The organism is Rhodococcus sp. EPR-134 (genome assembly GCF_001647205.1).
Taxonomy (GTDB): domain Bacteria; phylum Actinomycetota; class Actinomycetes; order Mycobacteriales; family Mycobacteriaceae; genus Rhodococcus_F; species Rhodococcus_F qingshengii.
Genome location: NZ_LVCT01000504.1, coordinates 1 through 4587, shown reverse-complemented (window position 1 = coordinate 4587; position 4587 = coordinate 1). Strand labels below are relative to the sequence as shown.

Genomic DNA, 4587 nt, shown 5'->3' with positions numbered 1-4587 from the left:
AGGGAAACATCCGCAGAATCTTCGGACTGAACCGATTGACCAGCGCGGCGACGCGCATGGATCGGTCGAAGTTACGCTGCTGACGCACTGACCACGGGAGCCGCATTTCGTCACGAAAGGCTTGGGGCAGGAACCCGGTGGTGACAAATCGGTTGAGCGGACCGACCACGGGATGCAACAGCTTCGGAGTGAAGGTCGCCGACGCGATCCCGTAGAGATGCTCACGAATCGTCTCGTCGATCGCCACCTTGTCGAGGTTCTCGTTCCAGTAGACCTCGAACGCATCCCGGTCCGCCGGCCACATGTCGCGTCGCATCTGAAGGGTTGTACCGAACGTGGCGCTGCGCTGATAGAACGCATCCCGGGTTACCGGATCGAGATCCCCGTACAAGATTTTGTAGACGTCCTCGAAGCCTCGGTACAGGCAGGCGGCTACCCACAACTGCAGTTCGGGATCGAACGCGTTGTATTCGACCGCGCTGTTCTCATCGGAGCGAACGTGCTTGTGAGAGCCGTTGACTGCGCGTCGGTACAGCTTCTTTTCTTCGTCCGTCGCCAGGCTCGCCACCGCGAGATACGTCAGCGTCGTCCGGGTTCGCTTCACCGGATGCCGATCCAACCGACCCGTCTCGACCTTGCTCTCATACACGCCGTACCCCACCGCCGGGCGCGCCAACTGCATGATGACGTTGGCGCCTGCGGCCAACAGTCCGAGCCCGGACATCGCCTTTTCAACCTCGGCGTCGATGTCGACCGCCTGGACGCCGACCGCTCCGATGCCGCCTACCACCGCTTCCTCGCGCCCGTCCATCGAATCCCTACTCACCGTCATGGCAGAACCCCTTCGAGTCGATATCTGCGAACGCATGTTCTCAGATGAGTGAAACGCCGAAATGCCGAGATGTCAAGCAATCTCGGGATGCAAAGATGGTCTTCATGAATGACCAACCGCGTTCGTACGGTGGCGTCGACGGCGCGCTCCGCATAGCCCAACGACGGGAGGCGCTGATCGAGGCCGGTCTGGAACTCATGGGCTCCGCCGAGCCCGAACTGACGGTCCGCGGAGTGTGCAAGAAGGCCGGTGTCGCGGCGCGGTACTTCTACGAGAGCTTCACCGATCGTGATGCTCTGATGTCGGCCGTCTACGACACCGTCATCACGGACATCGCCGTTTCAACCCAGGCTGCAGTGGACGCCGCCGAGACCGAACGCGGCAAGGCGCTCGCTGGAATCGCGAACATCGTCCGCACTATCGCGAACGATCCCCGTCGCGGACGTCTACTGTTCTCCAGCGCCCTGACGAGCCCTGTCCTGGCCGAGAAACGCCAAGCGTCGACGACGATATTCATCGGTCTCCTGGCCGCCAACGCGAAGACCTTCTACCGATTGAACGACAGCGGTCATCTGACCCTGACGGCCACGTTCCTGGTCGGCGGCCTGGCGCAGACCCTCAGTGCATGGCTCGACGGGTACATCGACGTGACGGAAGAAGAACTGGTCGCCGAATGCGCGGCGATCCTGCTCGCACCCGCCCTGCCGCCGTCTTGAGCTCCTGCATTCAGTCCCAGATCCCGATGTTGTCGAGGTGAGCGAGAAGTCGAGCAGCGCCGTCGGAGAACTGCAGACTCATCTGCGCGTCCACCTGTTCTCGATCGTGCTTCTCGAACGCCGCGATCAAAGCATCGTGGCTCGATACCGCAAGCTCACCCCAGCCTGGATCCGTCGCGTAGAGACGAGCAGGGGTGTACCGAATCGCGCCGAACAGGAACCATGCCAACTTCGCACCACCCGCAGCGCGATTGATCAGGCGATGGAACTCGAATTCGCACTGCTCGATCGCAGCTGCATCCGAAGCGTCGACCGCCGCTCGCAAATCGGCATTGAGTTCCGTGAGTTCCGCGAGTTGATCAGCGGTGATGCTGTCCATCGCCCGCAACGCCAGCTTGACCGCGATCTGCCCCTGCAACCAGAAGATGTCTTCGATGTCCTGGCGACTGAGGGGCGAGACGAGATAGCCGCGATGCGGAACCAACTCGACCATCCCCTCGCCGCGTAATGCGACGAGGGCTTCTCGCACCGGCGTGACGCTGACCCCGAGGTCGGCCGCGGTTTCGTCCAGCCTGACGAACTCGCCCGGACGGACCGAGCCGGACATGATCAGGTTGCGAACGTGGTTGGCCACGTCCTCCGACAACTGTGGCCGTCTCCTCAGCTCAGATGTCGCTCTCCGAGTGCGTGCAGACGTTGCCACAACCGATCCTCACAGTCCGTACGTTTTGCCGATGATGTCTCGCTGAATCTCGTTGGTACCACCATAAATGGAGGACACAAGAGTCTTTCGCACATGGTGCTCCATGTCGAACTCAGTCGCGTAACCGTACCCACCCATCATCTGCATCCCCTCGAGCGCGACCTTCTTGGCGGTCTCGGTCAGCTTGAGCTTGGCCATCGACGCTTCCCGCGGGAACATCTTGGTCGGGTTGGCGTCGACCATTCGGGCCACGCTGTAGACCAGCAGACGGCCGCATTCGATCTCCGTGGCGAGATCCGCGATCCGGTGGCGAAGCGCCTGAAACGATCCGACCGGACGGCCGAACTGCTTACGCGTGGTGACGAATTCGAGGGTGTCGTCGAAAGCGCGCTGCGCGGTCCCGAGCATCATCGCCGCGAGGATGAGGCGTTCGATGTTGAGTCCGGCCATGAGTTGACGCCAGCCGTTGCCGACTTCGCCAACCACCGCGTCCTCGGGCAGGAATGTGTCGGTGAAGTAGAGATCGTTGACCTCCTTGCCGCCCATGGTGTCGATTCCACTGATCTTCAATCCGGAGATGTCGGCCGGGACATGGAACATCGTCAGGCCCTCATGCTTGCCTTCACTTCGGGATGTGCGAGCCACCAGAAGGATGTTCTCGGCGAAGTGCGCGTTGGAACACCACGTCTTCTGGCCGTTGATCAGCCACCCACCGTCGACCTTCTCGGCGCGGCAACTCAGATTTCCCACGTCGGAGCCCGCTTCGGGTTCGGACATCGAGATCGACTGAGACGCGCCACGGACGATCCCGCCGAGCACTGCCTCCTTCTGGGCCGGACTGCCGAACTTCTCGTCTGCAGCCCCGGTGATGACGGTCGGGCCGAGTCCACCGATCGGCGCCATGCCCTTGGCGGCTTCCTCCAGAAAGATGCACAGGTCGACCGTGCTTCCGGCAGATCCGCCGTACTCCTCCGGGACAGTCAGCCCGAGCCAACCCAATTCCGCCATCTTCTCGTAGAACGCCTGGTTGTGGTTATGGGCGCCATGATCGGTCAGCAGGTCTCGCTGCTCACGGGTACCACTTTCCTTCTTGCAGAACGACGCTACCGACTTGGCGAAATCAGACTGCTCCTGCGTGAAATCCATGTACATCGAAAACTCCCGAGTGAGATGAGGCTGGAGGCTTGTCGGAGCTCGGTCCGACGCATACTGTGACTACCAGCACAGTAAATCACATCACATATATGTGATGCACCGACATGTGGAGGATCTGAAGAACATGACAGAACAGCTCGGCCGCCAGAGCACGTCCACGTCGACAGATCCGAGATCGGACGATCACACCTTCGCGAGCCTCGACCCTCGCAACGATTCCGTGGTCGCGCAGCACCCCATTGCAGACCAGCGAGAGATCGAGAAAGCGGTCGCCGCAGCACGCACGGCGTCGAAGTGGTGGGATCAACTCGGATTCCAAGGCCGCCGGAAGGTGCTCGGCAATTTCCGCGCCGCGATCGCCACTCACGCCGAATCGATGGCGGCGATCATTTCCGCCGAGACCGGAAAACCCAGCGACGACGCACTACTCGAAGTCATGCTGGCCGTCGAACATCTCGACTGGGCGGCACGCAACGCACAGAAAGTGTTGCGCCGCAGACGCGTCGGTGCAGGACTGATCAGCGCCAACCAGTCTGCATCCGTTGGCTACCGGCCGATGGGCGTCGTCGGCGTGATCGGCCCCTGGAACTATCCGCTGTACACACCGATGGGGTCGATCGGCTACGCACTGGCCGCCGGCAACGCCGTAGTCTTCAAACCGAGCGAACTCTCACCAGGCGTCGGCGTCGAATTGGCCCGGCTGTGGAACATCGCCGCACCCGGACACCCTGTCCTGCAGACCATTACCGGTGACGGAAAAACCGGTGCACTTCTGTGTTCGTCCGGTGTCGACAAGATCGCATTCACCGGTTCGACCGCTACCGCAAAGCGCGTAATGGCCGCCTGCGCGGACACCCTCACCCCCCTGGTCGCCGAATGCGGCGGCAAGGACGCCATGCTGGTGGACTCCGACGCCAACCTCGATGCGGCCGTGAGCTTCGCGGCATTCGGGGCAGTGGGCAACGGCGGACAAACCTGTGCCGGCGTCGAACGAATCTACGTCGCAGCGCCCGTGTACGACGCCTTCCTGTCCAAGCTCACCGCCGCGCTACGAGACGCCCACGCCGGCGCCACCGACAGCTCGACCTACGGGCCGATGACGCTGGGAAAGCAGACTGGGATAGTCCGGGGCCAGATCGAAGACGCTCTCAGTCGCGGCGCGAAAGCTGTACTCGGCGGAC

5 protein-coding genes are annotated in these 4587 nt (G+C 62.1%); 2 read left to right on the top strand and 3 right to left on the bottom strand.

Translation table 11 applies throughout. From position 1 onward, the window contains the following. Positions 1 to 811 (bottom strand): oxygenase MpaB family protein (locus A2J01_RS23165; protein WP_082900936.1); only part of this gene is annotated, 811 nt, incomplete at its 3' end. Between the two features lie 116 nt (positions 812 to 927). Between A2J01_RS23165 and A2J01_RS23160 the strand changes: the two genes are divergently transcribed. Further along, positions 928 to 1548, top strand: coding sequence for a TetR/AcrR family transcriptional regulator (locus A2J01_RS23160; RefSeq protein WP_052416921.1), 621 nt, complete (start codon positions 928 to 930; stop codon positions 1546 to 1548). Positions 1549 to 1558: 10 nt separating this feature from the next. Here the strand turns inward: A2J01_RS23160 and A2J01_RS23155 are convergent, their stop codons facing one another. Both A2J01_RS23155 and A2J01_RS23150 read right to left on the bottom strand, forming a co-directional pair. Next, the gene (locus A2J01_RS23155) at positions 1559 to 2251 is read right to left on the bottom strand and encodes a GntR family transcriptional regulator (protein ID WP_003942905.1); all 693 of its coding nucleotides are present in this window, start codon (positions 2249 to 2251) and stop codon (positions 1559 to 1561) included. A 9-nt stretch (positions 2252 to 2260) separates the two neighbouring features. Further along, on the bottom strand, positions 2261 to 3403 hold the full coding sequence (locus A2J01_RS23150) for an acyl-CoA dehydrogenase family protein (RefSeq protein WP_064113677.1): 1143 nt from the start codon (positions 3401 to 3403) through the stop codon (positions 2261 to 2263). A 127-nt stretch (positions 3404 to 3530) separates the two neighbouring features. On the opposite strand from A2J01_RS23150, the gene A2J01_RS23145 reads away from it, so the two are divergent. Then, a partial coding sequence (locus tag A2J01_RS23145) for an aldehyde dehydrogenase family protein (protein WP_231915884.1) occupies positions 3531 to 4587 on the top strand: 1057 nt, incomplete at its 3' end.